The 24,698-nt window shown below is 67.0% G+C and carries 18 protein-coding genes and 1 riboswitch; of the genes, 5 read left to right on the top strand and 13 right to left on the bottom strand.

All coding sequences use genetic code 11. From position 1 onward, the window contains the following. Positions 1-5: 5 nt before the first annotated feature. The 8 genes from HT579_20190 to HT579_20155 all read right to left on the bottom strand — a co-directional run bounded on the left by HT579_20190 (position 6) and on the right by HT579_20155 (position 13,973). Complete coding sequence (locus tag HT579_20190) at positions 6-2,954, bottom strand: tetratricopeptide repeat protein (GenBank protein ID QKS31034.1); 2,949 nt, start codon at positions 2,952-2,954, stop codon at positions 6-8. Next, positions 2,935-4,065 (bottom strand): flagellar hook-length control protein FliK, encoded by a 1,131-nt coding sequence (locus HT579_20185; protein QKS31033.1) that lies wholly within the window; start codon positions 4,063-4,065, stop codon positions 2,935-2,937. The genes HT579_20190 and HT579_20185 overlap by 20 nt, the downstream gene beginning before the upstream one ends. A 58-nt stretch (positions 4,066-4,123) precedes the next feature. After that, positions 4,124-4,459 carry a flagellar protein FliT gene (locus HT579_20180; protein QKS31032.1) on the bottom strand — a complete coding sequence of 112 codons (336 nt, stop codon included), beginning with the start codon at positions 4,457-4,459 and terminating at the stop codon, positions 4,124-4,126. Beyond that, on the bottom strand, positions 4,456-4,869 hold the full coding sequence (gene fliS / locus HT579_20175) for a flagellar export chaperone FliS (GenBank protein QKS31031.1): 414 nt from the start codon (positions 4,867-4,869) through the stop codon (positions 4,456-4,458). Before fliS ends, HT579_20180 begins: the two co-directional genes overlap by 4 nt. Next, entirely contained in the window at positions 4,870-6,297 is a 1,428-nt protein-coding gene (fliD, locus tag HT579_20170) for a flagellar filament capping protein FliD (protein ID QKS31030.1), read from the bottom strand. Positions 6,298-6,340: 43 nt separating this feature from the next. Continuing rightward, positions 6,341-6,712: a flagellar protein FlaG gene (locus HT579_20165; protein ID QKS31029.1), complete on the bottom strand. Its 372-nt coding sequence runs from the start codon at positions 6,710-6,712 to the stop codon at positions 6,341-6,343. 88 nt (positions 6,713-6,800) lie between these two features. Further along, entirely contained in the window at positions 6,801-8,555 is a 1,755-nt protein-coding gene (locus tag HT579_20160) for a flagellin (protein QKS31028.1), read from the bottom strand. 393 nt (positions 8,556-8,948) lie between these two features. Then, positions 8,949-13,973 carry a M10 family metallopeptidase C-terminal domain-containing protein gene (locus HT579_20155; protein ID QKS31027.1) on the bottom strand — a complete coding sequence of 1,675 codons (5,025 nt, stop codon included), beginning with the start codon at positions 13,971-13,973 and terminating at the stop codon, positions 8,949-8,951. Positions 13,974-14,043: 70 nt separating this feature from the next. Then, positions 14,044-14,141: riboswitch (cyclic di-GMP riboswitch) on the bottom strand. Positions 14,142-14,468: 327 nt separating this feature from the next. On the opposite strand from HT579_20155, the gene surE reads away from it, so the two are divergent. From surE to rpoS, 4 genes are read left to right on the top strand one after another with little or no spacing between them, the layout of a single operon-like run. Next, complete coding sequence (surE, locus tag HT579_20150; GenBank protein QKS31026.1) at positions 14,469-15,212, top strand: 5'/3'-nucleotidase SurE; 744 nt, start codon at positions 14,469-14,471, stop codon at positions 15,210-15,212. Further along, complete coding sequence (locus HT579_20145) at positions 15,209-15,868, top strand: protein-L-isoaspartate(D-aspartate) O-methyltransferase (GenBank protein QKS31025.1); 660 nt, start codon at positions 15,209-15,211, stop codon at positions 15,866-15,868. The genes surE and HT579_20145 overlap by 4 nt, the downstream gene beginning before the upstream one ends. Then, entirely contained in the window at positions 15,865-16,872 is a 1,008-nt protein-coding gene (locus HT579_20140; GenBank protein ID QKS31024.1) for a peptidoglycan DD-metalloendopeptidase family protein, read from the top strand. The genes HT579_20145 and HT579_20140 overlap by 4 nt, the downstream gene beginning before the upstream one ends. Before the next feature lie 2 nt (positions 16,873-16,874). Beyond that, positions 16,875-17,831 (top strand): RNA polymerase sigma factor RpoS, encoded by a 957-nt coding sequence (gene rpoS, locus HT579_20135; GenBank protein ID QKS31023.1) that lies wholly within the window; start codon positions 16,875-16,877, stop codon positions 17,829-17,831. Between the two features lie 39 nt (positions 17,832-17,870). Here rpoS and HT579_20130 read toward each other — a convergent pair whose 3' ends face one another. Both HT579_20130 and HT579_20125 read right to left on the bottom strand, forming a co-directional pair. Then, positions 17,871-18,401 carry a glutaredoxin family protein gene (locus tag HT579_20130; protein QKS31022.1) on the bottom strand — a complete coding sequence of 177 codons (531 nt, stop codon included), beginning with the start codon at positions 18,399-18,401 and terminating at the stop codon, positions 17,871-17,873. Between the two features lie 20 nt (positions 18,402-18,421). Then, complete coding sequence (locus HT579_20125; GenBank protein ID QKS31021.1) at positions 18,422-20,515, bottom strand: M3 family metallopeptidase; 2,094 nt, start codon at positions 20,513-20,515, stop codon at positions 18,422-18,424. A 197-nt stretch (positions 20,516-20,712) separates the two neighbouring features. On the opposite strand from HT579_20125, the gene HT579_20120 reads away from it, so the two are divergent. Then, positions 20,713-20,910 carry a prepilin-type N-terminal cleavage/methylation domain-containing protein gene (locus tag HT579_20120; GenBank protein QKS31020.1) on the top strand — a complete coding sequence of 66 codons (198 nt, stop codon included), beginning with the start codon at positions 20,713-20,715 and terminating at the stop codon, positions 20,908-20,910. Between the two features lie 488 nt (positions 20,911-21,398). Here the strand turns inward: HT579_20120 and HT579_20115 are convergent, their stop codons facing one another. From HT579_20115 to HT579_20105, 3 genes are all read right to left on the bottom strand, one after another. Next, positions 21,399-22,172 carry a DUF2189 domain-containing protein gene (locus tag HT579_20115; GenBank protein QKS31019.1) on the bottom strand — a complete coding sequence of 258 codons (774 nt, stop codon included), beginning with the start codon at positions 22,170-22,172 and terminating at the stop codon, positions 21,399-21,401. A 61-nt stretch (positions 22,173-22,233) separates the two neighbouring features. Continuing rightward, a complete protein-coding gene (locus HT579_20110; GenBank protein ID QKS31018.1) occupies positions 22,234-23,172 on the bottom strand; it encodes a phosphoribosylaminoimidazolesuccinocarboxamide synthase in 939 nt (312 codons plus the stop codon). Positions 23,173-23,327: 155 nt separating this feature from the next. Beyond that, positions 23,328-24,650: a DUF3422 domain-containing protein gene (locus tag HT579_20105; protein ID QKS31017.1), complete on the bottom strand. Its 1,323-nt coding sequence runs from the start codon at positions 24,648-24,650 to the stop codon at positions 23,328-23,330. Between the last annotated feature and the right edge of the window lie 48 nt (positions 24,651-24,698).

Genomic DNA, 24,698 nt, shown 5'->3' with positions numbered 1-24,698 from the left:
GTGTCTCATGGCGCAGCTCGAAGCGATGGGTCCTGTGCGTCGATCTCGAAGGAGCACGGCGCGAGCCCCTGGCACCAGCGTTGCCAGATGATCCGCAAGGCCCGTTCGAGGCCCGCTGCAACCAGCCCGGGGCGACCGAGCGCCGATTGCTGCAGGCGTTCGCGCAGTCCGGCACGGAGATCCGCCAGTTGGTCGAGGTTGGCAGCCAAGTGGCGACCGCGGGCGACGAATTCACCCGCGTCGCCGGCGATGAAGGCAGTCAGCCCGACATGTCCGAGAGTCGAGGCTGCCGCTCGTCCGGGAACCGTCGTGCCGGCGAGAGTCAGCGTCGGAACGCCCATCCAGCAGGCGTGCAGGGTGGTGGTGCCGCCGGTGTAGGGGAAGGTGTCGAGACAGATGTCCACCTGCTGATGCAGCGCGAGATAGCCAGGCATGTCACAACGTGGCTGAAAGATCAGTCGTTCGCGCGCGACACCATTCCCGGCAAACTCGTCTGCCAGACGCTCGGCGTTCCTGTCCGGCCGCATCGCGCCGAGCAGCATCTTGGCCTCGGGAACGGCGAGCAGCAGCCGGCTCCATAGGGCGACGACCTGCGGGCTGATCTTGGTGGGCCGATTGAAGCTGCCGAAGGTGAGGTGGCCGCGGGCCAGCGCGGGCGGCGGCGCGATGTCCGGTGCGCCGGCGAAGGGGAGAAAGGGCGCGCTGGCCGGCAGGCGGATGATTCGCTCGGTGAACTGGTCGTCGAACGCGCCGGCCGGCAGAAAGAAGCGGTCGGCGAGGAAATAGTCGATCGACTGCAGGCCGGTGGTCCCGGGGTAGCCGATCCAGCTCGCCTGAATCGGTGCTGGCTTGTGGGCGAAGGTGGGCAGGCGATTGTGCGCGGTGTGCCCGCTGAGGTCGATCAGGATGTCGATGCCGTCGGCACGAATCCGCTCCGCCAGTTCGGCGTCGCTCAGCTCGGTCACCTGTCGCCAGTGCGCGAAGCACTGCCGCAGCCGCTGCGTGACGTGGTCTTCCTGCGCATGATTGTAGTAGGCATGCAGCACCAGGCTCCGGTGGCCGGATAGCTCCACCAGCACCGGCTCGATGAAGCTGGCGACGGCGTGGTTGCGGAAATCGGCGGAGACCAGACCGATGTGCAGGCGGCGTTCGGGATCCCGCCGGTTGTCATGCGGCCGGCGGGTGTCGCGCAGGGGTGCCTCGATCATCGCGCCGAAGCGCCGGTGCTCGGCGAACAGTGTTGCGGCGTCGATGGCCTGATGGTGACTGAGAGTGTAGAGCAGGTTGCTGTGTGCCAGGAGGTAATCGGGCTTCAGCCGAATGGCTTGCCGCAGCGCTGCATCGGCTTCAGGGTAGCGTCCGAGTGCGGTCAGGACGACGCCCAGGTTGAGATGCGCATTCTCGAGATCTGCTGCGTGGGCGATTGCCGCGCGATAGCTCGCTTCGGCTTCGTCGAGTCGATCGGCCTGATTGAGCACGTTGCCCAGGTTGTAGTGCGCGATGGCGAAGTCCGGGCGGCAGGCGATGGCCCGCCGCAGGCCGGCTTCGGCCTCGTCGAGCCGATTCCGTGCGCGCAGCGACGCCGCGAGGACGACCATCGCCTCGGCGAAATCCGGCTGGCTGTCGATCGCCGATTGCCAGGCGCTTTCCGCTTCCGCCGTGCGCTTCTGCTCGTCGAGGTTGTTGCCCAGGTTATAGTGGGCGGCGGCTAGATCCGGCTTGTGCAACAGAGCCTGCCGCAGCGCGGCTTCACCCTCTGCCAGCCGGCCTAGGGCGGTCAGCACTTCGCCGAGGTTGCTGGACGCCTCGGGATAGTCCGGCCGCAGTGCCAGCGCGCGCCGGTAGCTGGTTTCCGCCTCCGGCAGACGGCCCTGCGCCTTGAGGCTGCGACCGAGGTTGTTGTGCGCGTCGGCAAGACTCGCCTGCAGCGCCAGTGCACGCTGGTACGCAGCCTCGGCCTCCGGCAGGCGGTCGAGTTCCATCAACGCATTGCCCAGATTGCAGTGCGCGAGCGCGAAGTCGGGTCGCAAGTCCGTTGCCCGTCGGTAGCTGGTGGCGGCATCCTCGTGCCGCCGCTGTGCCAGGAGGGTATTGCCGAGGTTGTAGTGTGCCTCGGCGAAATCGTCCCGGATGGCCAGCGCGCGGCGATGGCAGCCTTCAGCTTCAGCCAGCTGACCGAGAGCGGCGAGGACGAGGCCGAGATTGCTGAGGGCCTGCTCGTCGTCCGGCAGCAGTTCCACGGCGTGCCGCATCGCGCGCAATGCCGCACCATCGCGGCCCTGCGCCTTGAGCAGGGCGCCGAGGATCTTCCAGGCGCGGCCATCCTGCGGATGACGTTCCGTCAGACGGCGTGCGGCAACTTCGCCGGCCGCGTACTCGCCGCGCTGGTAGAGAGCGATTGCCGCATCGATCTCGGTCGCGCTCGACCGGTCTGTGGTGTCCGCTCGTGCTGCCGGTTGAGCGGCAGCGCGAGCGGCCGGCCGTTCGCTGCGTCCGTGCAGCGCCTTGTTCCCCTTGCCGCCCGCGGTCGACGCCGGCGCCAGCGCACGCCTGAGCCGCTCGACCTCGGTGCCATCAAGTCCATGCCGCTCACCGAGGGCAAGCACTTCGCGCGCCACGGCGGCTTGACCGCTGCGCAGCAGTGCATCGATGTAACCCAGCCAGTGATGCGGCGACTGCGGGTCTGCTTCCAGCGCGGCGATGAAGTGCGGCAACCCGGCGGATGGTTGCGCACGCTCGACCTCTAGGACGCCGAGACCGTGGTTGGCAGCAGCATGACCGGGCTGCGCTTGCAGAATGGCGCGGTAGAGCTCCTCGGCCGCACGCAGCTGGCCCGCCTGGTGACATTGGCGTGCCTTCGCGAGGGCCTGCGCCAGCGCCCCATCAAGCGCGGCGACTGGCGGCTCGCTGGCGGCGGGTGCCGTTGTGTCGAGGTCAGACGGCAGGCTGCGCATGCTCGCTGGTCACCGTCCGCTCGGCGAAGGAAACCGCGCTCAGGACGACTCCAGCCTGCTCCAGTTGTTGCCGGAGTACGGCCGACCCGTTGCGCAGGAGGGCGATTGCCGCCGGTTTCGCGGCAGTGACTGCAACGCTGAGTTGCTCGCCGACGAGAGACAGCCGGGCTTCCACTTCGCCCAGTTGAGGCAGGGTCAGCAGCAGGCGGGTCTGCCAGCGCGCGTCATCGTCGGCAGCGGCGGCAGCCGTTCGTTCGGGCGGGCTCTCGATCTCCCAGCGGATTTCCTGTCCGGGCCAGACCTGGCCCTGCCACGAATAGAGCTGCGTGGCGAAGGCTTCGAGTTGCTGCTGCACGATCGCCTGCGCCTGTGGCGCCACCGGTGAAGGCGGCGGCGAGGCCTGGTTGGTCGCGGCACTGCTGCCACCTTCGCGAGTCTGCGCCGGCGGCAGGGTGCCGGTGCCGATGCGCACGGCATCGTCGTGGCCGGATGCGCTCGGCGCGGCGGCTGCCGGCGCGGGCTGCAGCGGGCTCAATCTGCCCTGTGGCTCGGCGAGCAACTGCGCCTTCGTCTGGCGACCGTCGACCCATTGCGCCTGGTGCGCTTCGTAGAACATTCCGCTGCGGCTGATCGCCTGCTGCAGCAGCGGCAGCAGTTCGTTGCCCTGCCGCGGGGGGGTGGCGGCAAGCGGCTGGTTCTCGTTGAGCGACAGAGCCTGCGGCCCGGTCCTGCCGGAGCGGGCGCCATCGAGCAGCAGGCTGCCGATCAGTTGTCCGGTGCGACTCAGGCTGGTCGCGGCCGAGTCCGCATCGGCGGCGGTCGACTTGCCGCCGGCAACGACCGCCAGCGTCAGCCGGCCATCGCTCTCCGTCACTTCGAGTTCGATCGCGTCGCCGGTCTGGGCGGCAAAGGGCAACGCGAGCGTCACGCTGCGCTGGTCGATCACGGCTCGGTAACTGCCGTTGGGCAGCAGGGCCTGAATCTCGGCCAGCAGTCGCTGGCCGACGACCAGCCCGGCGAGGCGGTCGGTGATCTCCTGTGCCGGCGGCGTCGGCCGCAGCGCCAGGTCGGCTGTCGGCTGCAGGCGGTTGGCGAAATCAGTGCGAATCATCGATACCGCAAGTCATGGTTCGGCGCGGACGGGCACGACGGGTGCGACGACGTGTTCTTCACCCGGCGTCTGGTCTGTGCCAGGCGGCCGGCGCCGGGTCACCGCTCGCGCCGGTCGCCGATTGGCGCAGCACGACGCGCAGCTCGCACTGCCGGCGGGCGACCAGTGCGCGGACGTCGGCGTCCAATCGCTGGCACGTTTCGATGAGCGCGCGGGCTTCGTCCCGGGCAGGTGCCGCCAGCGTGCGGGCGAGGTCGGCTGGCACCTGCTCGACCAGCGTTCGCCGCTGCGCTTCGTTCTCCAGCAGCGATTCCCAGTCGCTGCTGCGGGCAGCGTCCAGCATCGCCTCCGAGAGCGAGCGCAGGCGTTCGAGGGCGCCCAGGGCAGGGTTCATGTGACCGATTGCTGCAGGCGCCCGGGAGCGATCTCGCGCCAGGCTCCGTGGATCTCTTCCAGCAGGCCCGCTACCTCTTCGAGTGCCGGCAGGTCATTGTCCAGGTTGGCGCGCAGCAGTCGCAGGACCAGATAGTCGTACAGGGCGTCCAGCCGCTGCGCGATCTCGCCCCCCTGTTCCAGGTCGAGGCTGAGCTTGAGGCCGTTGCCTATGATGTCGATGGCTCTGGAGATGGCTTCGCCCTTGGCGGCGATCTGTTGCTGCTGCATTGCGGCGCGCGCATTGCCGATTGCTGCCTGGGCACCGGCAAAGAGCAGCAGGATCAGGCGGTGCGGATCAGCCACCTCGATGGCGGCGTCCACGCCGACCTTGCGGTAGGCTGAAATCGCATTGCGGGCATTGGCGAACATTCAGGACCCCTGATTGTAGGTGGGCAGGTTGGCGAGTTGCTGCTGCAGGAAGCTGCTGGTCTTGGTCATTCCGGCCATCAGCGTGTCGAGTGCGGTGAACTGCCTGCGGTAGCGGGCTTCGATCTGCGTCAGGCGGGCCGAGATGATCTCCGACTGCTGCCCGAGACCCTTGATCGAAGTGCTCAGTCCGTCGCTGCGCGCGGCGATCAGGCCGCCGCTGCCGGTCAGTCCTTCGGTAGCAGTCCGGAAGGCCTTGCCATAGGCAGCGACGAGGTTGGCAACGCCGGTCAGGTCGTCGCCGATCGCCTTGTTCAGCTTCGTCGCGTCGACGTTCAGCTTGCCGTCCTTCTGCAATGTGACGCCGATTTCGGTCAGGCGTTGCAGGCTGGCGTTCGCCAGTTCCGTCGGCACATTGCCGAGTGCCGCACGGACGTTCTCCTGCGCCGTGCGCAGCGTGCCGTCGCCGTTGAGCGCGCCAGCCCGCTTGCTTGCCGCGTCGTAGCTGCCGAGGCTGCTGGCGGTCGTGTGGAACTCGTTGAAGGCCTTGACGAGCGCGTTGACGCCATTGTTCAGGCTGCTGGTGTCGCGGCTGATCGTCAGCGTCGTGCTGACTGAGGTCGCAGGCAGTTCGGGGCCCTTGAGCAGGTTGAGCGTCACGCCGTCGATCGCCGTCGTCACGGTGTTGCTGCTCGCTTCGACGGCGATGCCGTTGAGCTTGAAGGCGGAACCCTGCGCGGCCTGCGTCTGGGCGAAAGGATCGGTGGCCGGTACCGGCGTCGCGTTCGGGTCGTAGGCGAGGCCAGGAATCCCTGCCAGCGTGATGACCTGGTTGCTGCCCGCCGCATCGCTGGTCAACACCAGTTGCTTGCCGGCCGTGCCGTTGATCACCACTGCCGAAACGCCGGCACTGGCAGAATTGATGGCATCACGGACATTCTCCGGCGTGGCTCCGTTGGCGATCGCGATCGTCGTGCTCTTGTGTGGGCTGCTGCCGCCCGCGCTGTCGAGCGATATCGTCAGCGTGCCGCCGGTTGGCAGTGTCGTGCCGGCGCCGGAGAACGGACTGGCGGTCCCGGTCGCGCTGGCGATGACGTGCTGGCTGGCGAGGCGAGTCACCTCCAGCAGGTAGCTGCCGGCGACGGCGCCCGACGACGCGCTCGCCGACGCGATCGTCGCATCGCTGATCGCCGTCCGGAAGACCGAGAACTTCTGCAGCGCCGTCGAACCGGTCGCCGGGACGAGGTTGCCGGCCGCCGTCTGCAGCGCCGAGACGGCACTCTGCAGCGATCCGAGCGCCGAGATCTTGGCCTGGAAGCCCGCTTCCTTCTTTGCCAGTGCGGTCAGCGGTCGCTGCTCGAGCGCCATCAGCTGGCTGACGATGCTGTTTACATCAAGATTCGAGCCCAGGCCCGGTGATGAAATCGCCATCGGTTTCTCCCGTGCTGTTCAGTTCGCGTCCGGACCGCCGTGTTCAGGCCGATTGCTTGACGAAAAGCCCCTTGATGCTGTCGAGCGTCCTGGCGATGGCGATCATCTCGTCCGAAGGCATCTGTCGAATCACTTCCTTGGTGTTGCGGTCGATGATCTTCACCACCAGTTGTCCGGTGTCTTCGTTGACGCTGAACTCGATGTTGTTGTTGATCGGCTGCACGAAGCTGCGCACGCTCTCGGTTGCCGTCTCGAGCTGCTCGCGTGTCGTCGCCTGCAGTCTCTCCGCCGGCAACTGCGCGCGGTCGGCGGCGATGCCGTCGCGCTCGACGGTCCTCCTCATTTCACGCTCTGCCAGGTTGACCATCGGCTGAGCCTGGGTGGGCAGCGAAGCGCCGGTAGGCTGGATGCTCATCTTTCACTCCTTCGGCAAGTGACTTCGGGGGCGTCGTCGTGTCACCACGTCCACGCCCCCGATCTTACCCCCAATTGGTGGTGGATGTTTAGCCGCGCAGCAGGGAGAGAACGTTCTGCGGCAGGGCATTTGCCTGTGCCAGCATCGCTGTGCCGGCCTGCTGCAGGATCTGCGCCCGCGACAGGTTGGCGGTCTCGACCGCGAAGTCGGCGTCGAGAATCCGGCTGCGCGAGGCCGACAGGTTCTCGGATGTCGCGGCCAGATTGCTGACGACGCTGCTGAAGCGGTTCTGCACCGCACCCAGGTTCGCGCGGCTCGAGTTGATGTTGGCCAATGCCGAGTCGATCGTCGAAATCGCGTTCTGGGCGCCGCTGGCGGTGCGCAGATCAACGCTCGCGATGCCGGCGCCGAAGGTCGCCGTCGCCGCCGTGTAGCCGGCTGTCAGGTTCGTCGAGGCGATGTTGGCGCCACCGAGGTTGATGCCGGCGCTGCTCGTCGAGCTCAGCTTGATGCCGCCGTAGGTGTTGCTGACCGTAGCGGTGGCGAAGCCGAAGTTGGTCGTGTCCGCCGTACCTGCCGCCTCGACGGTGATCGTGCGCCCGTCGGCAGCCGTCATGCTGACCTTCATGCTGCTGCTGTCGAAGGTGGCGGTGACACCGGTCTGGTTCGACACGGCATTGATCGCGGCGACGACGTTGTTTCCCTGCGCAGTGAAGTCGCCCGACGTGCCGGCTGCAATGGCACCGAGCTTGACGCCGTTGATCCTGATGTAGTCTGTTCCGTCGCCGGCGATTGCGGCGTTGGCAGTGATCGCGCCACCCGAGACGGTGCTGGCCGTAGCGACCGCGGAAACCCCGGTCTGTCCGGTGACGGTATTGAAGGCGGCCGCCTTGGCGATCGCGCTGTCGGAACCGACCTTGGTCGTCGCGGCGGTCAGGCCGGTTTCGGTGTCAGTTGCGGTGCCCGCCAGTTCGATCTTGATGTCGCGGCCATTGATCGAAGCGAGGGTGAGCACGCCGGCACTGGCCGTGGCGATGACGCCGGTCGTTCCCGACTGGCCGTTGATTGCAGTTGCCACGGCGGCGGCCTGCGCGGTGGCATCCGCACCAGCCGTCACGGAACCGACCGAGACGCCGTTGACCTTGAGGTCGCCGTCGGCCAGACCGCCGGTGGCAGTGACCGTTGCGCCCGTGATGCTCACCGAGCTCGACACACCGTCGGTCAACGATGGACCGACGCCGTAGCCGTTGACCGTTATGCCGCCGGTCGAGATGGCACCATTGCTGACCGTCGCCGAGAGCGATGTGACATAGGAAGAGTTCGTGCCGACACCCAACGAATCCGCCTTGGCGCTGGCGATGGTGTTGATCGAGATCTGCTCGCCGGTGTTGGCGCCGATCTGGAAGGACTGCGAATTGAAGGTGCCGTCGAGCAGCTTGACACCGTTGAACGCGGTCTGGCTGGCGACCGTGTTGATCTGCTGCACGAGCTGATCGACTTCCTGTTGCAGTGCGGCCCGGTCGGTCGCGGTGTTGGTGGCGTTCGACGCCTGCACGGCCAGTTCGCGCATCCGCTGCAGCGACTCGGTGACGCTCTGCAGGCCACCTTCGGCCGTCTGCGCCAGTGAAATGCCGTCGTTGGCATTGCGCGATGCCTGGTTGAGGCCGTTGATCTGCGAGGTCATGCGGGCCGAGATGGCGAGGCCGGCGGCGTCGTCCTTGGCGCTGTTGATGCGCAGGCCCGACGACAGGCGCTGCAGCGAGCTGGCCAGCGAGTTCTGCGAACTGTTGAGGCTGCGTTGCGAGTTGAGCGACGCGACGTTGGTGTTGATGATTTGCGGCATTTTCCTTCTCCTATCGAGATCAGATTGACTTCGGTTTCCGGCGACCTCTGCGTCTCCCGGTCCATCCCTGGTAGCGACTTTTGCTCGCTGACACTTCCTGTAACGACCTGCCGCGAAGGAACTTTAGGGATTTTCCAGCAGCCGGGCGTATGAGTTTCCTAGCGGCACGGCCTGGCGGAAGTTGAGGGCCTTGGCCCCGTTCGGCGAAGAGGGTGGGTTGGTGCGGGGGCGCAGCAAGCTGGCGTGCCGATGCAGGGTGCGGCGGCGATGCGGCCCCGTCGTCCGTCCCCCGCCGGTCGGCGGGGTGGAGGGGATCTGCCGCCGGATCGGGTCTCGCCGGCATGCCGCGGATGTTCCGCGACATGCCGGCGACGCGCCCTGGCCGGACGCTGATCAGGCGATCAGCGCAAAATCGGCGTGACTGAGCTGTTGCGGATGCGCGTCAACCCCGATCACCGCGATGGCGACCGCGGCGCCGCTGCCGTTGCCGTCGGCGTCGTAGTAGAGGTCGCCGGTCGTCGTGTTGTAGATGAGACGGTCGCTCGCGTCGTGTGCCCGCGTGACGCCAGCACCCGACCAGAACTGCTCCGCGTTCAGTCCGCCCGGGGCTCCGCCGAGGGTGCGAAAGACCGCCAGGCTCAGCTCGATCGTGTCGCTGCCCGGCAGGAAGTCGGTCAGCAGATCGCGGTTGCTGGTCGCGCTGAGCGCCTGGTCGAGGACGAACCGGTCCGCGCCGGCGCCGCCGGTCAGGCTGTCGCTGCCGGCGCCGCCGAGCAGCCGGTCAGTACCGTCACCGCCGAGCAGCCGGTCGGCGCCGCCGCCGCCGCTGATCGTGTCGGCGTGGGCGGTGCCGGTGAGGATGTTGGCGCCCGCATTGCCCAGTATCGACAGTGCGTTGTCGACCGCTGCGGCATCGACGTTCAGCGCCACCGTGCCGCTGCTGCTGGCGATTTCGCCCAGCCCGCCGCCAATGACCACCCGCTCGATGCCGCGGTCACCGGCGAACAGCGTCAGCGTGCTGGCGGCGGTCGCAGCGAAACGGACTTCGTCGCTGCCGCTCGTACCGTTGTCGGCGATCTCCGCCGCCGGATGATCGCTCGCCGCAGTGATCAGATAGAGGTCCGATCCCTCGCCGCCGTCGAGCGCGTCCAGGCCTGCCTTGCCGTCGAGCAGGTTGTTGCCGGTGTTGCCGCGCAGCGTGTTGGCGAGGGCGTTGCCGGTGGCGCCGAACTGGCCGCTGCCGACGAGCACGAGGTTCTCGACGAAGTTGCCGAGCGTCCAGCTGACGCTGCTGCGAACGGTGTCGTTGCCGCCGCTGTCGACCGGGCTGCTGGCTGTCGCCGATTCGAAGACCTTGTCGGCGAGGTTGTCGACGACGTAGGTGTCATCACCGGCACCACCGAACATCGTGTCTGCGCCTAGGGAGCCATCCAGGAGATTGGCGCCGCCGTTGCCGGCCAGCATGTTGTTCAGCGCGTTGCCGGTGCCAGCGAGGTCGGCGTATCCGAGCAGCCTGAGGTTTTCGAGGTTGGCTCCCAGCGTGCAGGAGGAACTCGTTTCGATGGTGTCGATCTCGCTCGCCAGCGTCGACGTCTCGCTGACCGAATCGCTGGCATCGGCGACGTAGACGTCGTTGCCTGCACCGCCGATCAGGGTGTCGCTGCCGCCGCCGCCGATCAGCCGGTCGACGCCGGCGCCGCCGTCGATGTGGTCGCCGTAGTCGGTGCCGGTGAGGACGTTGGCGCCGGCGTTGCCGACGATCGACAGCGCATTGCCGACCAGTGACGCGTCGACGTTCAGAGCGCCGCTGCCGCTGCCGTTCGCGACCTCGCCGACGCCGCTGCCGATCACCACGCGCTCGATGCCGCTGTCGTCGGCAAACAGGGTCAGCGTGCCTGCCGTTGCCGCGAAACGGACTTCATCAATGCCGCTCGTGCCGCTGTCGGCGATCTCCGCAGCCGGGTGATCGCTCGCCGCGGTGATCAGATAGATGTCCGAGCCGTCGCCACCGGCGAGCACGTCGATGCCAGTTTTGCCGTCAAGGACGTTGCTGCCGGTGTTGCCGCGCAGTGTGTTGGCGAGTGCGTTGCCGGTGCCGCTGAGGTTGCCTTCGCCGCCGAGCAGGAGGTTCTCGACGAAGTTGCCGAGTGTCCAGCTGACGCTGCTTTCGACCGTGTCGCTGCCGCCGGCATCGACACGGCTGCTGGCGCTGGCGGTTTCGAAGACCATGTCGGCGGCGTTGTCGACGACGTAGGTGTCGTTGCCGGCGCCACCGAACATCGTGTCGGCGCCAGCGCCGCCATCGAGGCGGTTGGCGCCGCTGTTGCCCGTCAGCACGTTGTTCAGTTCGTTGCCGCTGGCGACCAGGTCGGTGCTGCCGAGGAGCGAGAGATTTTCGAGTTTGGCGGCGAGCGTCCAGCTGACGCTGCTGATAACCGCGTCGATCTCGCTCGTCAGAGTCGAGGTCTCGATGATCGTGTCGGCGGCGTGGTCGACGACGTAGGTGTCGCCGCCGCCACCGCCGGACAGCGTGTCGATCCCGGCGCCGCCGTCGAGCCGGTTGGCGAGTGCATTGCCGATCAGCACGTTGGCCAGGTCGTTGCCGATCAGGTTGTTGGCGAAGCTACCGACGACGCTGGCGTTGTCGACGTCGGCGCCGAGAACGAAGCTGGCGCCGTTGGTGTTGATCGCCACGCGGACGCTGTCCGTGCCCGCGTTGGCTGCCTCGGTGACGACGTCGCCGATGTGATCGACGAGATAGACATCGTCACCCTCGCCACCGACGAGCTGATCGGCACCGCCCTGGCCGTCGAGGGTGTCGTTGCCGGCGGCGCCCTCGAGCCGGTTGCCCTGGGCGTTGCCGCGGAGCAGGTTGGCGGCGCCGTTGCCGACGACGCTGAACGGCCCGTTGCCCCGCAGTTCGACGTTCTCGAAGTGGGCGAGCGCGCCGGTCAGGCTGATGGCTTGCGGCGCCGAGCTGGAGTAGACGATGCGCAAGCTGTCGTTGCCTTCGTCGGCACCCTCGCTGACGTTGGCCAGTTCGGCTGCGGCGTCGAGTACATAGGTGTCGTCGCCGGCGCCGCCGCTGCAGGTGTCGATGCCGGCCTGGCCATCGAGGACGTTGTTGCCGCCGTTGCCGCTGAGGCGGTTGCCCAGCGCGTTGCCGGTGGCGTTGGTGGCAGCCTCGCCGGTCAGCAGCAGTTCCTCGAGGTGGTTGCCCAGCACGAAGCTTGCCGACGAGTAGACCCGGTCACTGCCGCCGGTGGCGCTGCTCTCGCTGACCACGTCGCCGGCGTTGTCGACCACGTAGCTGTCGTTGCCGGCGCCGCCGTACATCAGGTCGGTACCGGCGCCGCCATCGAGGTGGTCGCTGCCGGCACCGCCGGAAAGGGTGTCGGCACCGCCGAGCCCGTAGAGTTCGTCGTTGCCCGGCGTTCCGGTGAGCTGGCTGCCGCTGTCGTCGCCGGTCAGCGTCTGGCCGGCGAAGGTCGCGGCCTGCAGCGTATAGCTGCCGGTGCCGCCGCGGGCGTCGCGGGCGAGCAGGTAGTAGGTACCGCTGCTGCTGACGGCATGGATGATCTGCGCGTTGCCGCTGCCGGCAGCGGCGTTGTCGTTGCTGGCGATCGCCGACGACAGGCTGGTCGTGGTGGTCGGGCCATGCAGCGACAGGTACGCGTCCACCGCCGATGCCGGAGCCTGGAGATCGAAGACGTAGGTCGTTCCGGCGCTGAGGCTGACGGCGAACAGGTCGCTGTCGGAGGTACGCTCGAGCCAGCCGGTCAGCGGGCCGCCGCCGACGGTTAAGGCGCCGGCAGTCGCAGGCGTGGCGCCGTAGTCGTCGCTGTTCGCCGCGTCGTCGTTGAGGATGATGCCGGTGGCGCTCGATGTTCTGAAACCGAGGCCCGAAGACAGGTTGGACAGGGTCACGACGAAGGATTCGTTGGCTTCGACCACGCGGTCGCCCTGCACCGTGACCGAGATCGTCTTCTCGGTCTCGCCGATCGCGAAGGTGATGCTGCCCGAGGTCGCGCCGGAGAAGTCGGTCGCCGGACTGACCGGCGCGGTGCCCGTGCCCTGCAGGTTCCAGTTGAGTGTCTGCACCGACGAACTGGCGGTGTTCAACTCCACCCTGTAGGTGAAGACCGTCGTGCCGCTGTGGCCTTCAAGCTGTTGGGCGATGTCGGCGCTGATCGATACGAGTGAGCGCAGCGAGCCGCCGCCGAGGAGTTCGCTGACCGACTTGCTGCCGTCGGCAAAGACGAAGATCTCCATCTCGCGAATCGTATCCGAGCCGCTGACAGTGCTGTAGAAGTTGAAGCCGACGTTCTCCGTATAGGTGTAAGTGTAGCTGCCATAGCTGCCGCCGAAGACGACGCTGTCGTTGCCGTCGCCGCCGTCGAGCAGGTCGTCGCCGAGGCTGGCGACCAGGATGTCGTCGCCGTCGCCGCCGAACAGGCTGTCATTGCCGGCGCCACCATCGAGGCGGTTGGGCAGCGCATTGCCGCTGATCTGGTCTGCCGCCGAACCACCGACTGCGTTCTCGATGGAGCACGAGTAGGCGATGGTGATGTTGTTGGTCATGCTGTTGCCGGAGGAGAACGAGCCAGGCGCCAGGTTGATGGTGCAGTTCGTGTCCCAGCCACTGAGGTTGAGCGTATCGACGCCACCGGCGTCGTAGATGGTCAGGATCGGATTTGCATTTACTGTGAAGTCGAAGATCGCCGCCATCGAGCCGCCGACGTTGCTGCCGAAGCCATAAACCGTGTCGCCGCTGCGGGTGGTCGGGTCGGCGCCGTAGATCGTCTGGATGGCGAGAACGTCGTTGAGCATCGGCGTCTGCGGTGAGTAGGTGCGGCCGTCGCGACCGACCCAGTCGGCCCAGGCGATCTGGCTGCTGCTGCCGCGGCCGGTGTTCGGGCCAAAGTACGACATCACCGAGTACACCTGGCTGTCCTGGAACGATGACGGTGTCCAGTTGCCGGTGCCGTTGTACTCTCCCATGTGGTCGAGGCCGAGGGCATGTCCGAGTTCGTGAACGTAGACCTGGAAGGAGTACTGGCCGACCTGCGGCGACATCAGATCGGCGTAGGCGCGGTTGAACCAGACGCTGCCGATCGACGGATAGTAGGCATGCGCGTAGCTGACGCCGGTACTCGAGGTGCCGATCTCGATGTTCGAGTTGCCGGCGGTGGTGCGTACGAGGTTGGGTGCGATGAGGTCGTCCCACGTCTGCAACGCCCGCTCGGCGGCTGCCTGCTGCGTCGCATTGAGGCCGACGAAACCGGGCAGCTCGTTGTTGCCACCGTACATGCCGGAGGCAGCCGTCGGAAAAGCGTAGCTGATGCTTGACCCGCTCCAGCTGTATCCGGAAATCAACTGGTCCAGGATCTGCTGCTGGGTCCACGATGCGAGTGCCATACAGACTCCTACTGCCGCGTGGACGCAAAGCTGGAGGAGGCACTCGATCAGCGCAAAGGGCGCGCGCGATTCGGGCAACCCGGCCACCCTTCCGAGCCGATGAGACAACTCTGGGTAGGGTCCGTGGCTTTGCGTCCGGAGGTTTCCCTCCGTTTGCCATTGACAGGGTGCATATGCCGAGCCAACCGGCCCGAACAGCACCCACCGAAAACGTGCTGACTCTAATCCAGTGACGGGAAAAAGTAAAGAGGAATCCGAAACGCATCACGACACATCCGTGTCCGATTTCACGTTTGCGCTCGCGGCAGCCGCGGTCGCCGGCCAACAGCGACAAGTATCGCCCTGGCGCTGCTTCGCTGCCCGCTTTGAGCAAACGCCGCAGGTCGCTATAATGTTTGGCGGCTTGGCGGGTATTCGGGCATCCTCTCCGTCGCGGCCGGCGACGTGCCGGTTCCTGCATGCCTTGCCGGTGTTCGAGACCCTTCCTGAATCGAGATGCGGATCCTTCTTTGCAATGATGACGGCTATTTCGCGCCAGGAATCGAACACTTGGCGCGCGCGCTGGCCGACGTCGCCGAGATTACCGTGGTCGCGCCCGAGCGTGATCGCAGCGGAGCGAGCAACTCGCTGACGCTCGATCGCCCACTCTCGCTGAAGCAGGCGGCGAACGGCTTCTACTACGTCAACGGGACGCCGACCGACTGTGTCCACCTGGCGGTCACCGGCATGCTCGAAAAGCTGCCGGACATGGTGATCTCGGGCATCAACATCGGTGCCAACATGGGCGACGACACCATCTATTCCGGCACTGTCGCCGCCGCCACCGAGGGCTTCCTGCTCGGCGTGCCGGCGCTGGCGGTTTCGCTGTGCAGCAAGGCCGGCGGTCATTTCGCCACTGCTGCCCGTGTCACGCGCGACCTGGTCCTGCTGCTGCAGCGGCAGCCGCTGAGTGTACCGGTCCTGCTCAACGTCAACGTTCCCGACGTCAGCCATGAAGAGCTGGCGGGCATCGTCGTCACCCGCCTCGGCAAGCGTCACAAGGCGGAGCCGGTGGTGCGGACGATCTCGCCGCGCAACGAGACGGTCTTCTGGGTCGGTGCTGCCGGCGAGGCGCAGGACGCCGGCGAGGGCACCGACTTCTTCGCGGTGCAGAACAACCAGGTTTCGCTGACGCCGTTGCAGATAGACCTTACCCATACGGCGCAGTTGTCGCTGGTACGCTCGTGGCTGGCGCAATGAGCGGTGCCGTTGCCGGTTTCGGAATGACCTCGCAGCGGACGCGAACCCGCATGATCGAGCGCCTGCGCGAACAGGGAATTGCCGATGAGGAGGTGCTGGCTGCGCTTGCCGCGGTGCCGCGTCATGTGTTCGTCGAGGAGGCCCTGGCGTCGCGCGCCTACGAGGACACGGCACTGCCGCTTGGCTTTTCGCAGACGATTTCGCAGCCCTATGTGGTGGCGCGGATGATCGAGGCGCTGCGTGCCGGTCGCGACGAACTCGGCAGGACGCTCGAGATCGGCGCCGGCTGCGGCTACCAGGCGGCGGTTCTGGCGCAACTGACCGACGAGGTCTATGCCGTCGAACGGATCGGGCCGTTGCTCGCCAAGGCGAGGGCCAACCTGCGGGCCGTCGGCAAGCCCGAGGTTCGCCTCAAGCATGCGGATGGGCAGCTCGGTCTGCCGGAGGCGGCGCCCTTCGATACCATCATCGTCGCGGCGGCGGCGGCGCGGGTGCCGCGTGCGCTGCTGCAGCAACTGGCCGAGAATGGCCGCCTCATCCTGCCGCTCGGCGCGGCCGCGCAGCAGCTCGTGCTGATCGAACGATGCCGCGAGGGGCTGGTCGAAAAGCGTCTCGATGCCGTACGTTTCGTTCCGCTCTTGTCGGGAGTCCAATGAAGGACCAGGCGCCTCTTGCAGCTCTTTCAGCTCATCGAACAGCTCTCCTGCTGACGTTCCTGCTCGTGCTGGCGGGCTGCGCCGGCAAGGGAGCGGCGCCGACCGAAGAAGTCGCCAGGGTGCCCGCGAAGCAGTCTGGACCGCTGGTGCCCGGCAGCAAGGACGGTTATGTCGTCAAGCGCGGCGACACACTGCACTCGATCGCCCTTGATCACGGACTCGACTACCGCGAACTGGCGGCGTGGAACAACATCGAGAATCCGAACCGGATCCTCGTCGGGCAGGTGTTGCGGGTGCGTGCTCCCGGCGCTGCTGCCGCCGCCGAGGGCGTCATCGTGCGGCCGATTGCCGCCGGCGCGGCGGTTGAGCAGCGGCCGCTGGCGGCAGCGGTGTCGCCGGCTGGCGAACAGCGTTCGCCGGCAGCAGCGGTCGACGCGCTCAAGCGTTCGCCCTTGGCGGGCAAGGAGCCCTACTCGGAGCAGGCTCTGGCGCGCGCGCAGGCGCAGGCGGCGGAGCCGGTGGCGGCGGTCGCGCCCGTTGCAGTGAAGCCGGAAGCGCGACCTGAAGCGAAGCCGGAGGTCAGACCCGAGGTGAAGGCCGACAGCGAGGCGCGCACCGGCGACGCCTCCGGCAACGACGATGTCAACTGGATGTGGCCGGCGAGCGGCAAGCTGATCGGCACTTTCAGCGACGGCGGCAACAAGGGAATCGACATCGCTGGCAAGGCGGGCGACAGTGTCGTCGCTGCCGGCAGTGGCAAGGTCGTGTACAGCGGCACGGGCTTGCGCGGTTACGGCAAACTGGTGATCGTCAAGCACAACAACACTTACCTGACGGCGTATGCGCACAACCAGAACGTGCTGGTGAAGGAAGGGCAGTCGGTTGGCAAGGGGCAGAAGATCGCCGAAATGGGCAACAGCGACGCCGATCAGGTCAAGCTGCACTTCGAAATCCGGCGCCAGGGCAAGCCGGTGGACCCGCTGAAGCTCCTGCCCGGGCGCTGAGGATGTCGGCCTCCTACGACCCCGAGTTCGACCCCTTTGCCGACGAGGTCGAGCAGGTCGATTGGGCTGCCGGCGAACCGGGGCCGGTGGCCGAAGTCGTTGATTCGCTGCCGTCACCCGAGGCTGAACTGCTCAACGATGTGACCCAGCATTACCTCAACGAGATCGGCGCCAAGCCGCTTTTCTCGCCGGCCGAAGAGGCCGCGTGGGCGCGCCGGGCGCGCGCCGGGGACTTCCTGGCGCGGCAGAAGATGATCGAGCACAACCTGCGGTTGGTGGTCAACATCGCCAAGCATTACCTGAACCGTGGCCTGCCGTTGCTGGACATGATCGAGGAGGGGAATCTCGGCCTGATTCACGCCATCGAGAAGTTCGATCCCGAGCGCGGCTTTCGTTTCTCGACCTACGCAACCTGGTGGATCAGGCAGGGCATCGAACGCGCGATCATGAACCAGTCGCGGACGATCCGGCTGCCGGTGCATGTGGTCAAGGAGATCAACCTCGTCCTGCGGGCGATTCGCCACCTCGAGGTCGCCAACGGTCGTGACCTCTGCATCGAGCAGATCGCCCACCTGATCGACCGCAGCGGCGACGAGGTACGGCGGGTGATGGCGCTGAACGAGCGGATCGCGTCACTCGATGCGCCGCTGCAGGTCGATCCCAGCCGAACGATCGGCGACGTGATTCCCGACGAGCAGTTGCTCGAACCCGACGAGCTGCTGCAATCGAACGAGATCGGCGATCTCCTGCGGCGCTGGCTGGCGCAGCTCGGCGACAAGCAGCAGGAGGTTCTGCAGCGTCGCTACGGACTCTCGGGAATCGAGCCGTGCACGCTCGAGGAGATCGCCCTCGACATGAACCTGACGCGCGAGCGGGTGCGCCAGATCCAGATCGAAGCGCTCGATCAGTTGCGACGCATCATCCGGCGCGGCGGTGGCACGGTCGACAACCTGCTCTGACGGACCAATGCGGCGACCCTTTGGCACCTGCCATCGCCATCACGGGCCGCGTGTCGCTGCCGGCCGGCCCGAGCGGGCGGGGTAGCTGGCGGCGTCGAGAAGGGAATTCCAGCTTGCCGCATCGAAACCGCGCAGGTACTGACGGCCGATGCTGACGCTGGGAAAGGCCGCTTCCCTGCCGAGCAGACGGGTGAGTTCGGCAAATTCCTCATCACTTCTGAGGATTTTCTCCGCAAACGGAACGCCACGTTGCTGGAGCAGTTGACGCGCTTCCTGGCAGGGTGTTCCACAGCGTTCGTCGGCATAGAGGACGACGGGGAACTTCTCGCTTGCCTGGCGCACGGCATAGGGCTGCGGGCGCTCGTCGGCACTGCTGCCGGTCGTCGTGTAGCGGCTGACGTTGCGGGCGCCCGGCGGTGGCGGCATGTCCGAGATCACCGTGCCGCCGGTATTCGGGTCTACCCAGCGGTAGGTGGTTTCGGCCGTGGCGCCATAGCTGGCCAGCAGCAGCCCGAGCAGGGCCGGGGCAAGCAGGATGCGGCTGCGGTCGCGGTTTCTCGATGTGCGCATGGGTGCAGCTCCTCGCTTGATCAGGCGGCCACCATTCCGCAGTGGCGCAGCAGTGCGTCGACCTGTGGCTCACGGCCACGGAACGCACGAAAGCTGTCCATTGCCGACCGGCTGCCGCCAACCGCCAGAATCTCTCGCAGGAAGCGGTGGCCGGTGCTGCGGTCGAAGGGGTCTCCCGCCTCTTCGAAAGCGCCGTAACAGTCGGCCGACAGGACTTCGGCCCATTTGTAGCTGTAGTAGCCGGCAGGGTAGCCGCCGGCGAAGATGTGCGAGAAGCTGTTCGGGAAGCGGTGCCAGGCGGGCGGCACGAGGACGGCGACTTCGCGTCGCACCTCGGCAAGCAAGTCGAGCGCGCTGCGCTTGCCGGCCGGATCGAAGTCGCTGTGCAGCAGCAGGTCGAAGAGCGAGAACTCCACCTGCCGCAGCATCTGCATGCCGCTCTGGAAATTCCTTGCCGCCAGCATCTTGTCGAAGAGCGCGCGTGGCAGGCTTTCGCCACTGTCGATGTGGGCGGTCATTCCCTGCAGGACGCTCCACTCCCAGCAGTAGTTTTCCATGAACTGCGACGGCAGCTCGACGGCGTCCCATTCGACGCCATGAATTCCCGCGACGCCCGGCTCATCGATCTGCGTCAACAGATGGTGCAGGCCATGACCGGTCTCGTGGAAGAGGGTGCTGACGTCGTCGTGGGTGAAGATTGCCGGTCGCGGCCGCCCGTCCTTCTCGCCGACCGGTCGCGAGAAGTTGCAGTTGAGGTAGGCGACCGGTTTCTGGATGTCGTCGCTGCCACCGGCTGGCGATTGCCGATGGATGCGGCGGCGGCTGATCGCTTCGTCCATCCAGGCGCCGCCGCGTTTCGTGTCGCGCGCGTAGAGATCGAGGTAGAACTGGCCGATGAGTTCGCCGGCCGGGTTCTCGATGCGGAAGAAGCGAACGTCCTCGTGCCAGACCGGTGCCTCGTCGGCCCGCAGGCGGACGTCGAACAGGGTCTCGATGACCGAGAAGAGGCCGGCAAGCACCTTGTCCTCGGTGAAGTACTGTCGCACCTCCTGCTCGGAGAAGGCATACCGCGCCTGCAACAGCTTTTCCGAGACATAGGCCACATCCCAGGCCTCCATCGTCGGCAGGCCGAGTTCGCGGCTGGCGAAGTCGCGCAGGTCGGCGACGTCCTTTTCGGCGAAAGGCCGCGCCCTGGTCGCCAGATCGCGCAGGAACGCGAGTACCTGTGCGACCGAATCCGCCATCTTGGGCACCAGCGAGACCTCGGCAAAGCTCTGGTAGCCCAGCAGTCGGGCCTGTTCCCGGCGCAGCTCGAGCAGCCGCAGGATCAGCGGCGTATTGTCGAGCTCGGCTGGACCAAACTCGGCGGCGCGCGTGGCGTACGCACGGTACATCGCGGCGCGCAGGCGCCGGCTGTCGGCGTACTGCATCACTGGCAAGTACGAGGGCATGTGCAGGCTGAACTTCCAGCCGCTTGTGCCATGGCGCCCGGCTGCCTCGCGGGCGGCCTCGCGGACGTCGTCCGGCAGGCCCGAGAGCTCGCTGGCGTCGGTCACCAGTTCGCTGAAGGCGTTGGTCGCGTCGAGCAGGTTCTCCGAGAAGCGGGCCGCGAGCTGTGCCAGTTCCTCGCTGATCTCCTGGAAGCGCGGTTTGCTCGCCGCCGGCAGCTCGGCTCCCGCCAGGCGAAAGTCGCGCACCTCGTGCTCGACGACCCGCTGCTGCGCTGGCGACAGGGTGGCGAATTCGCTGCCCTCGGCGATGGCCTTGTACTTGGCGAACAGTTGCAGGTTCTGGCCGACTTCGGCATAGAAGCGCGATACTTCGGGCAGCATCTGGTTGTAGGCTTCCCGCCATGCCGGTATGTCGTTGACCGAATGCACATGGCCGACGATCCCCCAGGCGCGCGACAGCTGCTCGAAACCATCGGTGAGCGGAGCGGCGAAATCCGCCCAGGTGGCCGCGACGGCGTCGGACGCGAGTCGTTCGATCAGGCTTCGGCAGCGGGCGAGCAACTCGCCGATGGCCGGTTGCACATGGTCCGGTGACAGCAGATCGAAACGCGGCAGTCCGGACAGATCAAGCAGCGGGTTGTCCTGCAGGCTGTGGTGGTTCATGGTGTTTCCAGGCGGGAAGAGGGATGGCGCCGAAGCTCGGCGCCAGTGAGCCGGTTGCCTATTCTACTCGGTCGCGATGGCCGTGCCACGTTGCGTGGCCGAACGGCGCCCCGTGACTGCGAGTCTGCGCACGCCTGTCTGTGCGATGGCATGGAAGTTGCTGTCGGTCGGATGTCTTCACTCAGGGGTAGCGGGAGATGTTTCAGAAAATCAGCAGGCGGTCCGAGGGATTCACACTCATCGAGTTGATGATCGTCCTCGCGATCATAGGCATCTTGGTCGCCATCGCAGTTCCCCGGTTCTCCGAGTTCGTCGCGAAAGGGGAGGACAAGGCGGCGCAGACCGATGCGCGCAATCTCCTGATGGCAGCCACGATCGCGAGTTCGGCGCAGTAGGATCGGGTCGCCGTCGCGCGGGTTTCCAGAGTCGGCTGGTCGTTCCGGCAGTGGCTGTGGCGGGCATTTGCCTGTGATCGAACAGGTGCCGCTCGCCGCGTGCGGTGCGCGGTGCCGACGGGCTCCCGCTCGTTCAGGTGCTGGGGACCGTCCAGGTACTTGTTGACCCGGCGGTATCGCCCGAGTCAGCAAGGCGCGCAAGTTCGGTAACGCATCGGGGATTCGGGTTTCCCCGGAATGTGCGTGCGCAGCGACAGCTGCGGTCGGACAGGAAGCGTCAAGCTGACGATTCTTGGCAGTGGGGTGACGCGGATGGGCCACCTGGGTCGACTCTTCGTGGACAGCACCTTGTTCCCGATGCCCTGTTCCGCTTCGTCCATCCGCGTCTTCAAGGATCTCGAACCGCTAGAGGAACGTCCGGCAGGTTCACCCGGGCGGGAAGAGAGGGCATTGTTGGCGCCGCCGGCCGGCACCAGTGAGGCTGTTGCCTATTCCACCAGGTCGCGATAGGCGTGCCACGTTGCGTGCCCGAGCAGGGGCATGAGGACGACGAGCCCGAAGAACAGGGTGAGAAAGCCAAGCGCGGTCAGGGTGACGACGATCACGCCCCAGACGATCATCGGCAGCAGGTTGGCGTCGACCGCGCGCAGACTGGCGCGGATGGCAGTGCCGACAGTCGCCGGCCGGTCGAGCAGCAGGGGGACCGAGACCACGGTCAGTGAAAACACCAGCAGCGCCTGTACTCCCCCGGCGAGAATCCAGATCAGCAGCAGGTCGCGGTGCTCGACCGAGAGATGGATCTCGGCCAGCAGTGCGAGCAGGTCGGGAACGATTCCGGGCGCCAGGAAAGCGAACAGGAAGCTGGAGATGCGCTCCCAGGCGAGGCCGCAGAATCCCAGCAGCAGTCCCAGCTTGGCGAGTTCGATGGCGTTGCGGCGGCCGCCAGCCAGCGAGCCGATGAAGGTCGATTTCTGGCCGCGTTCCCAGCGCCTACTGATTTCGTAGAGGCCACCGGCGAGCAAGGGCGCGACGAGGAAAAAGCCCGAGGTGGCGACGATGAAGATCTGTCCGTTGCGCCAGGCGAAGATGGTGATCAGGTCGCCCGCGATGGCGAACAGCAAGCCATAGGCGAGGCTGGCAATCGGGTTGGCGCACATATCCCGCCAGCCCGCGGCCAGCCAGGCGAACGGCCGGCCAATGCCGACGCTGCGTACCGTGGGCAATGAAGCCAGGCGGTTGTTTGGGCTTGTCTCCACACTCATGCGCACTCCTTGTGAGAGAGGGACGAAGACCGCTGCCATGCGCGTTGCGCCGGGCGGTCGATCAGTCGACGAACTTCTCGCCGGTCAGCCGTTCACAGGCCTCGACGTACCTGGCGCGCGTGCCGGCGAGCACAGCGGCCGGCAGTCGTGGTCCGGGCGCCCGCTTGTTCCAGGCGAGGGTCTCGAGGTAATCCCGCACGTACTGCTTGTCGAAGGACGGTGGGCTGACGCCCTCGCGGTAGGCGTCGGCTGGCCAGAAGCGTGACGAGTCGGGAGTCAGCGCCTCGTCGATCAGGTGCAGGACGCCGCTGGCGTCGAGTCCGAACTCGAACTTGGTATCGGCGATGATGATGCCGCGGGCGGCCGCATGCGTCGCGGCAGCGGTGTACAGCGCGATGGCTGCCGCGCGTGCCTGGCTGGCCACCTCCTCGCCGTTTCGCCCGCTGGCCGGCAGCAGGTCGGCGAGTGCGCGCGTGCATTCGGCAGCGGCACGTTCGAAGTCGATGTTCTCGTCGTGATCGCCGATCGCCGCCTTGGTCGCCGGCGTGAAGATCGGTTGCGGCAGGCGGCTGGCGAGCTGCAGTCCGGCGGGCAGGGCGATGCCGCAGACGGCGCCGGTCGCTTGGTAGTCCTGCCAGCCGGAGCCGATCAGGTAGCCCCGCACCACCGCCTCGATCGGCAGCGGCCGCAGGCGCCGGACGACCAGAGCGCGCTTCCGCACCTGCCAGCGCTCGTCGGCCGCGACGACCGATTCCGGGTCGATTCCGGTGAGCTGGTTGGGGATGATCGCCGCGAGGCGGTCGAACCAGAAGCGGGCGAGGCGCGTCAGCACGCGGCCCTTGTCGGGCACCGGGTCGGGGAGGATGACGTCGAAAGCCGACAGGCGGTCGCTGGTGACGACCAGCAGCCGGTCGCTGCCGACGGCGTAGATGTCGCGCACCTTGCCGCGGCCGAGCAGCGGCAGGCTGGTGATGCTCGATTCGAACAGGGCTGCGCTCACGTGCTTGTTCCGGGGGCTGCGATGGCGGGTGAAGGGGCTCGAGCCCGCGATTATAGGGCAGAACGCGGGCGGCCCGGCGGTCGCCACGGCGGTGCCGCAACGGTGCCGGCGCACGACAGCGGCGGCGGCGTCGATGCGTGCCGCTGCAGTGCAGCTCAAGGCGCGGCGTTTTCCCGCTGCTGCAGCCGCTTGCGCAGGCGGCGGATGCCGAGCATGGCGCAGGCCGCGATCAGCGGAATCGACGCGGCGGTGGCGAGTTCGGGCGAGATCTGCGGCAGCAGATGCGCGCCCCCCTTGGCGAGATAGTGCACCAGTTGCGAGGCATAGTAGGTGATGGCGACCACCGACAGTCCCTCGACGGTCTCCTGCAGCCGCAGTTGCAGGTGGGCGCGGCGGTTCATCTGCGTCAGCAGTTCCTGGTTCTGCCTTTCCACCTCGACGTCCACGCGCGTGCGCAACAACTGGCTGGTGCGTGCCAGGCGATCCGACAACTCGTCCTGGCGGCCGGCCATTGCCTTGCAGGTCTGCATGGCCGGCAGCAAGCGGCGCTGCATGATCTCATGGAAGGTCGGGCAGCCGCTGACGCGCGTCTCACGCAGTTCGCTGATGCGCTGCATCACCAGTTCGTGATAGGCGCGGGCGGCGGCGAAGCGGAAGTTGGTGCGCGCCAGCGAGTGCTCGACCTTTGCCGCGAGTCGCGTCAGCTCACCGAGAACCCTGCTTTCGTCGGCCGGCGAGCTGGCCTCGCCGATGTGGTCGACCATCGTCGCGAGTTCTTCTTCGGCGTCGTGCATCCAGCCACCGATCTCCCTGGCAACCGGCAGCGCCAGCAGCGCCAGCAGGCGATAGGTTTCGATTTCCAGCAGGCGCTGTACCGTGCGCCCTGCCTGTCGCGGGGTCAGCGAGCGGTCGAGGACGAGAAACCTGGTCGCTCCCTGGTCGAGCATGAAATCGGTGAACACCCAGGCGGCCTGGTCGGCAACCTGTGCCGCGACCATCTGCCGTCCGGTCGGCGACAGGTTGGCGGTGACCGATTGCGGCGAGACCTCGGCAGCCGCTCGCAGCTCGACATGGGTGGCGACGATCAGTTGCCCGGGTATTCCCTGCAGGCACTCGCGCGGCAGCAGGTCGAGCGCACTGGCGGTCGCAGCCGTCGCGCCGGCAGTGGTCGGCGAGCAGGACACCGTGTAGCTGGAGAATTCCGTGTGCCGTTCCCAGCGCAGGATGAAGCCGGCGCCGGCGAACAGGATCGCGTTCGCCGAGCCGCTCAGCCGGCTCAGTCCGGTGCGACCGGCAGCGTCGTCGAGGCGCCGGCTTTCACCTGCGAGCGCGGCGGCGTCGTGCGTGAACACGAGCCGCGAGACGAGTGCCGGCGCCACCAGCGGCGGCGCCGGTCGGGAATGGAACTCGTCGTTGAGCAACTGGCGCAGCGGGTGCTGCGCGTGATCGGCTGGCGGTTGCTCAGGCTGCGTCTGCATCGGTCGGGAGGCGCCGTGGTGCCCGCGCACCGCGGCGGCCGGAGCATC

The sequence above is a fragment of the Candidatus Accumulibacter similis genome (genome assembly GCA_013347225.1).
In the GTDB taxonomy this organism is placed as follows: domain Bacteria; phylum Pseudomonadota; class Gammaproteobacteria; order Burkholderiales; family Rhodocyclaceae; genus Accumulibacter; species Accumulibacter similis.
Note: the sequence above shows the minus strand (reverse complement) of the source record. Positions and strands in the feature narration are given on the sequence as shown.

What these genes read in the sequence shown, in the direction of transcription:
- HT579_20190 (QKS31034.1), bottom strand. Translation starts at nt 2,954, where the DNA reads ATGCGCAGCCTGCCGTCTGACCTCGACACAACGGCACCCGCCGCCAGC.
- HT579_20185 (QKS31033.1), bottom strand. Translation starts at nt 4,065, where the DNA reads ATGATTCGCACTGATTTCGCCAACCGCCTGCAGCCGACAGCCGACCTG.
- HT579_20180 (QKS31032.1), bottom strand. Translation starts at nt 4,459, where the DNA reads ATGAACCCTGCCCTGGGCGCCCTCGAACGCCTGCGCTCGCTCTCGGAG.
- fliS (QKS31031.1), bottom strand. Translation starts at nt 4,869, where the DNA reads ATGTTCGCCAATGCCCGCAATGCGATTTCAGCCTACCGCAAGGTCGGC.
- fliD (QKS31030.1), bottom strand. Translation starts at nt 6,297, where the DNA reads ATGGCGATTTCATCACCGGGCCTGGGCTCGAATCTTGATGTAAACAGC.
- HT579_20165 (QKS31029.1), bottom strand. Translation starts at nt 6,712, where the DNA reads ATGAGCATCCAGCCTACCGGCGCTTCGCTGCCCACCCAGGCTCAGCCG.
- HT579_20160 (QKS31028.1), bottom strand. Translation starts at nt 8,555, where the DNA reads ATGCCGCAAATCATCAACACCAACGTCGCGTCGCTCAACTCGCAACGC.
- HT579_20155 (QKS31027.1), bottom strand. Translation starts at nt 13,973, where the DNA reads ATGGCACTCGCATCGTGGACCCAGCAGCAGATCCTGGACCAGTTGATT.
- surE (QKS31026.1), top strand. Translation starts at nt 14,469, where the DNA reads ATGCGGATCCTTCTTTGCAATGATGACGGCTATTTCGCGCCAGGAATC.
- HT579_20145 (QKS31025.1), top strand. Translation starts at nt 15,209, where the DNA reads ATGAGCGGTGCCGTTGCCGGTTTCGGAATGACCTCGCAGCGGACGCGA.
- HT579_20140 (QKS31024.1), top strand. Translation starts at nt 15,865, where the DNA reads ATGAAGGACCAGGCGCCTCTTGCAGCTCTTTCAGCTCATCGAACAGCT.
- rpoS (QKS31023.1), top strand. Translation starts at nt 16,875, where the DNA reads ATGTCGGCCTCCTACGACCCCGAGTTCGACCCCTTTGCCGACGAGGTC.
- HT579_20130 (QKS31022.1), bottom strand. Translation starts at nt 18,401, where the DNA reads ATGCGCACATCGAGAAACCGCGACCGCAGCCGCATCCTGCTTGCCCCG.
- HT579_20125 (QKS31021.1), bottom strand. Translation starts at nt 20,515, where the DNA reads ATGAACCACCACAGCCTGCAGGACAACCCGCTGCTTGATCTGTCCGGA.
- HT579_20120 (QKS31020.1), top strand. Translation starts at nt 20,713, where the DNA reads ATGTTTCAGAAAATCAGCAGGCGGTCCGAGGGATTCACACTCATCGAG.
- HT579_20115 (QKS31019.1), bottom strand. Translation starts at nt 22,172, where the DNA reads ATGAGTGTGGAGACAAGCCCAAACAACCGCCTGGCTTCATTGCCCACG.
- HT579_20105 (QKS31017.1), bottom strand. Translation starts at nt 24,650, where the DNA reads ATGCAGACGCAGCCTGAGCAACCGCCAGCCGATCACGCGCAGCACCCG.